The organism is Kitasatospora sp. NPDC059722 (assembly GCF_042733235.1).
Classification (GTDB): Bacteria; Actinomycetota; Actinomycetes; order Streptomycetales; family Streptomycetaceae; genus Kitasatospora.
On the sequence record NZ_JBHWGD010000199.1, the window covers coordinates 1 to 5,420 of the forward strand.

The 5,420-nt window shown below is 74.4% G+C and carries 2 protein-coding genes; both read right to left on the bottom strand.

Features of this window, described 5'->3' with window-relative positions; translation table 11 throughout:
* The coding region (locus ACFV4F_RS42105; protein WP_380511099.1) for a beta-ketoacyl synthase N-terminal-like domain-containing protein at positions 1–414 on the bottom strand (414 nt) is incomplete at its 3' end.
* Positions 415–450: 36 nt separating this feature from the next.
* Positions 451–5,420, bottom strand: a 4,970-nt coding sequence (locus ACFV4F_RS42110; RefSeq protein ID WP_380511102.1) for an SDR family NAD(P)-dependent oxidoreductase, incomplete at its 5' end; no start/stop codon positions are given.

The window sequence follows — 5,420 nt, forward strand, 5'->3', positions numbered from 1 at the left end:
CGGGTCGATGCCCGCCCGCTCGAAGGCCTCCCAGGACGTCTCCAGCAGCAGGCGCTGCTGCGGGTCCATCGCGAGGGCCTCGCGCGGCGAGATGCCGAAGAAGCCCGCGTCGAACTCGCCGGCCGCGACGAACCCGCCCTCGATCGCGGCGCTGCTGCCGCTGCCCTCGCCGAGCAGCGCCGCGATGTCCCACCCGCGGTCGGCGGGGAACCCGGTGATGCCGTCCCGACCGTCCGCGACCAGCCGCCAGAGCTCCTCGGGGGTGGTCACCCCGCCCGGCAGGCGGCAGGCCATGCCGACGATGGCGATCGGCTCGTGCCGGCCGGACTCGGCCTCCAGCAGTCGTTGGCGTGTCTGGTGCAGGTCGGCCGTGACCCACTTGAGGTAGTCAACGAGCTTGCTGTCGTTCGACATGGGGGGTGGTGCCTTCCTGTGATGAGGCGGGGTCGGTCAGCGGTCGCTCAGACGGCCGAGCTCGTTGTCGATGAAGGCCAGGACCTCGTCCGCGCTCGCTGCTTCGAGCCGCTCCGCAATGGCGTCCTCGGCATTCTGCGCGTCCTGGTTTCGCAATTTCTCCAGCATTCGGCGCAGCCGGAGGGAAACCGCGTTGCGGGTCGCCTCGTCGGTGTCCGCTTCCGCCAGGGCCGCGTCCAGGCGGTCGAGTCGGCCGAACAGCGCGGCGCCGTCCGCCGCGTCCTGCTCGTCGAGGAGCACGCCGAGCAGGTGTGCGCCGAGGACGGCGGAGGTCGGGTGGTCGAAGACCAGGGTCGCGGGCAGGCGCAGGCCGGTGACGGCGGTCAGGCGGTTGCGCAGTTCGAGTGCCGTGAGGGAGTCGATGCCGAGGTCGTGGAAGTCGCGCTCGGCGGCGACGGCCTGCGGTGAGGCGTGGCCGAGGACGCCGGCGGCCTCGGTGCGGACCAGGTCGACGACGTGGCGCAGGCGGTCGGCCTCGCGCAGCTCGGAGAGGCGGGCGGCGAGCGCGGCCACCGCGCCGGTGCGGCCGCCGGAGGACTCCGCCGTGCGGCGGGCGCCGCGGACGAGGCCCCGCAGCAGCGCGGGCACGGTGCCGGGCATCCGGGCCGGGCCGGTGGCGCGGCCGATGGGGACGAGGTAGGGCTCGTCGGTTCCCATGGCGGCGTCGAGCAGGGCGAGGCCCTGTTCCTCGGTGAGGGGCGGGACTCCGGTGGCGCGGATGCGGTGCAGGTCGGCCTCGGTGAGCGTGCCCGTCATGCCGGCCGTCGGCACCCAGGCGCCCCAGCCCAGGGACTGGGCGGGCAGGCCGTTCTGGCGGCGCCAGACGGCAAGCGCGTCGAGGTAGACGTTGGCTGCCGCGTAGTTGCCCTGGCCGGCGCTGCCCATGACGCCCGAGATGGAGGAGAACAGGACGAAGGCCTTGAGGTCCTGGTCCTTGGTCAGCTCGTGAAGGTTCCACGCGGCATCGACCTTGGGACGGAGGACGGTCGACAGGCGCTCGGGGGTCAGCGCGGTGACGATGCCGTCGTCCAGCACACCTGCCGCGTGCACGACACCCGTGATCGTCCGACCGTCCAGGGCCTTCGCAAGCGCCTCGCGGTCGGCCGCGTCACAGGCCACGACCTCGGCACGGGCACCCAGCTCCGCCAGCTCCTCCACCAACTCGGACGCGCCACCACGGCGGCTCAGCAACAGCAGGTCGCGGACGCCGTGTTCGGTGACGAGATGCCGGGCGACGAGACGACCGAGGCCGCCGGTGCCACCCGTGATCACCACGGTGCCCGTGCCCCAGCCCGTCGAGGGTTCACCGGGAGCCACCCGGGCCAGGCGTCCCACTCGGACGGCTCCGGCACGCGCGGTGAACTGGAAGTCGCCGCCGTCCACTTGGGCGCAGAGGCCGGGCAGCGCCGCCTCGACGTCCGACGCACGCTCGACGTCGAGCAGGGCGAACCGGCCCGGGTTCTCCGCCTCGGCCGCCCGGACGAGACCCCAGACCGCGCCGCCGACGAGGTCCGCGACCTCGCCGCCCGGCACCGCGCCCCGGGTGACGAACACCAGGCGGGCGTCGGCGAAGCGCGGCTCGGCCAGCCACTCCTGCACCAGGCCCAGCGCCCACGCCGTCACCTCGTGCGCCTGCTCGGGCGTCGAACCGCCCGCCACCGGCACGAGCACGACCTCCGGCACCTCTCCCGGCACGTCGGCGAGCGACGGCACGTCCTCGCCCAGCGTGACGGCCCGCACGGGCGCGGTGACGCGCGCCGGGACGTCCACCCAGTCGATCCGCAGCAGCGCCCCGGCCAGGTCGGCCCGCTCAGCCACGGCGGCCGGCTCGCCCAGCGTCAGCGACCCGGCCGACAGCACGGGACCGCCCGCCGCGTCGGCGACCTCCACGGACACCGCGTCCTCGCCCGCCCTCGCGACCCGCAGCCGCACGACGGCCGCGCCGGTCGCGTGCAGCGCCACGTCGCGCCAGTCCGTGGGCACCAGCCGCGCGCCGTCGTCCGCCCCGGTGAGGGCGGCGATCTGGACGGCCGCCTCCAGCAGCGCCGGATGCAGCCCGTACGGCGCCGCGTCCTCGGCCCGGCCCGGCAGGACGGCCTCCGCGAACACCTCGTCGCCCCGCCGCCACACCGCCTGCAGCGTGCGGAACGCCGGGCCGTGGTCCAGCGGGTCGTGGCAGGACGCCGGATCCACCGCCACCGCGTCCGCCGGGGGCCACGCGGAGGCGTCGAAACCGGCTTCCCGCTCGCCCACGGCCAGCGTGCCGGTGGCGTGACAGGTCCACGGGCCGTCCACGGCCTCCGCCGGCCGGGCGTAGCAGCTCAGAGAACGCGTCCCGGCCTCGTCCGGCGCACCGACCGCCACCTGGACGACGACGGCGCCGTCCGCGGGCAGCACCAGCGGCTCGGCGAGCGCCAGCCGCTCGACCCGGCCACAGGCCACCTGGTCGGAGGCCCGGACGGCCAGCTCCAGGAACCCCGTCGGCGGGAACACGGCCACGCCGCCCACCCGGTGGTCGCCCAGCCACGGCTGCGCCTTCAGCGACAGCCGGCCGGTCAGCAGCACGCTGCCCGAGTCGGCCGGGCAGATCACCGCTCCCAGCAGCGGGTGCTCGGCCGACTGCAGGCCCGCACCGGTGACGTCGCCCATGTGTGTGGCCTGGGCGGGCCAGTAGCGCTGGCGCTGGAAGGCGTACGTCGGCAGGTCGGTGCGGCGGGCGCCGGTACCGTCGAAGAACCGGGCCCAGTCGACGGGCACACCCACGACGTGCAGGCGGGCGAGGGCGGAGACGAGGGTGTGCTCCTCGGGCCGGTCGCGGCGCAGCGCGGGGGCCGCGACGCGGTCGCCGCCCTCGTCGAGGTTCTGCGCGGCGAGGGCGGTGAGCACGCCACCGGGGCCGAGCTCCAGGTAGTCCGTGGCACCGGCGGCGTCGAGGGCGAGGATCCCGTCGGCGAAGCGGACGGCCTCGCGGACGTGGCGCACCCAGTAGTCGGGGGTGGTGACGTCCTCGCCCAGGGTGCCGGTGAGGTTGGAGACCAGCGGGATCGAAGGGGCGCTGTACGTCAGTCCGTTGAGGACCTCGCGGAAGTCCGCCAGCATCGGATCCATCAGCGGCGAGTGGAACGCGTGCGAGACCTTCAGCCGCGTCGTCTTGCGGTCGGCGAAGTGCGCCTCGATCGCCGCCACGGCTTCGAGAGAACCCGAGACGACCACGGAGGTCGGACCGTTGACGGCCGCGATCGACACAAACTCGCCCAGCAACGGCAGGACTTCATCCTCCGTGCCCTGCACGGCGAGCATCGCGCCACCGGAAGGTAGCGCCTGCATCAGCCGGCCGCGAGCACTCACCAGCGTGCAGGCGTCCTCCAGCGAGAACACCTCGGCGACGTGCGCGGCCGCGATCTCGCCGATCGAGTGGCCCGCGACGAACTCGGCGCGGATGCCCAGCGATTCGACGAGCCGGTACAACGCCACCTCGACCGCGAACAGCCCTGCCTGGGCGAACTCCGTCCGGTCCAGCAGCTCCTCGTCCGAGCCCCACACCACATCGCGGACGGGCAGATCGAACTGCGCACACACAGCGTCGAACGCCTCCGCGAACACCGGGAACCGGGCGTACAACTCCCGCCCCATCCCCAGCCGCTGCGACCCCTGCCCCGAGAACAGCAGCGCGAGCCGCCGCTCTCCCGCCGTACCGCGCGCCACCTCGGCGCCGTCCAACACCACCGCCCGGTGCCCGAACCGCGACCGCCCGGCCAGCGACAGCCCGACGTCCACCGACGAGCCGGCCACCCCGGCGAGCCCGGCCAGTTGCGCGTCCAGCGCGTCCTCCGACGCTCCCGAGACCACCCATGGCACCACGCCGGGCGCCGAGCCCGGCGCCTCCGCGGCATCCACCACAGGCGCCTGCTCGACGATCACGTGGGCGTTCGTCCCGCTGATCCCGAACGACGAGATCCCGGCCCGGCGAGGGTGCCCGGCCTCGGGCCACTCGCGCGCCTCCGTCAGGAGCTCCACCGCGCCGGCCGACCAGTCGACGTGCGAGGACGGCGCGTCGACGTACAGCGTCTTCGGCAGCACGCCCGCCCGCATCGCCTCCACCATCTTGATCACGCCCGCGACCCCGGCCGCCGCCTGGGTGTGTCCGAGGTTGGACTTCACCGAGCCGAGGAACAGCGGGAGTTCACGCTCCTGCCCGTACGTGGCCAGCAGCGCCTGCGCCTCGATCGGGTCCCCGAGCGTCGTTCCCGTGCCGTGCGCCTCGACGGCGTCGACCTCACCGGCCGACAGCCCCGCGTTCGCCAGCGCTTGACGGATGACGCGCTGCTGGGACGGGCCGTTGGGGGCGGTGAGACCGTTGGAGGCACCGTCCTGGTTGACGGCGCTGCCGCGCACGACGGCCAGCACCAGGTGCCCGTTGCGCTGCGCGTCCGAGAGCCGCTCCAGCACCAGCACGCCGGCGCCCTCCGACCAGCCCGTCCCGTCCGCGCCGTCCGCGAACGCCTTGCAGCGCCCGTCCGTCGCGAGGCCGCCCTGGCGGGTGAAGCCGAGGAAGCTCATCGGTGTGGACAGCACGGTCACGCCGCCGGCCAGGGCCAGGGTGCACTCGCCGCTGTTCAAGGACTGCGCGGCCAGGTGCATCGCCACGAGCGAGGAGGAGCAGGCGGTGTCGATCGTGAGCGCCGGGCCCTCCAGGCCGAAGCAGTACGACACCCGGCCCGAGATCACGCTGTTGGCCAGCCCGGTGCTCGCGTGGCCCTCCACCTCCTCCCGGGAGTTCATCACCAGCGAGGCGTAGTCCTGGCCCGTCGTGCCGACGAAGACGCCGGTCCGGCTGCCGCGCAGCGCGGTCGGGTCGATGCCCGCCCGCTCGAAGGCCTCCCAGGACGTCTCCAGCAGCAGGCGCTGCTGCGGGTCCATCGCGAGGGCCTCGCGCGGCGAGATGC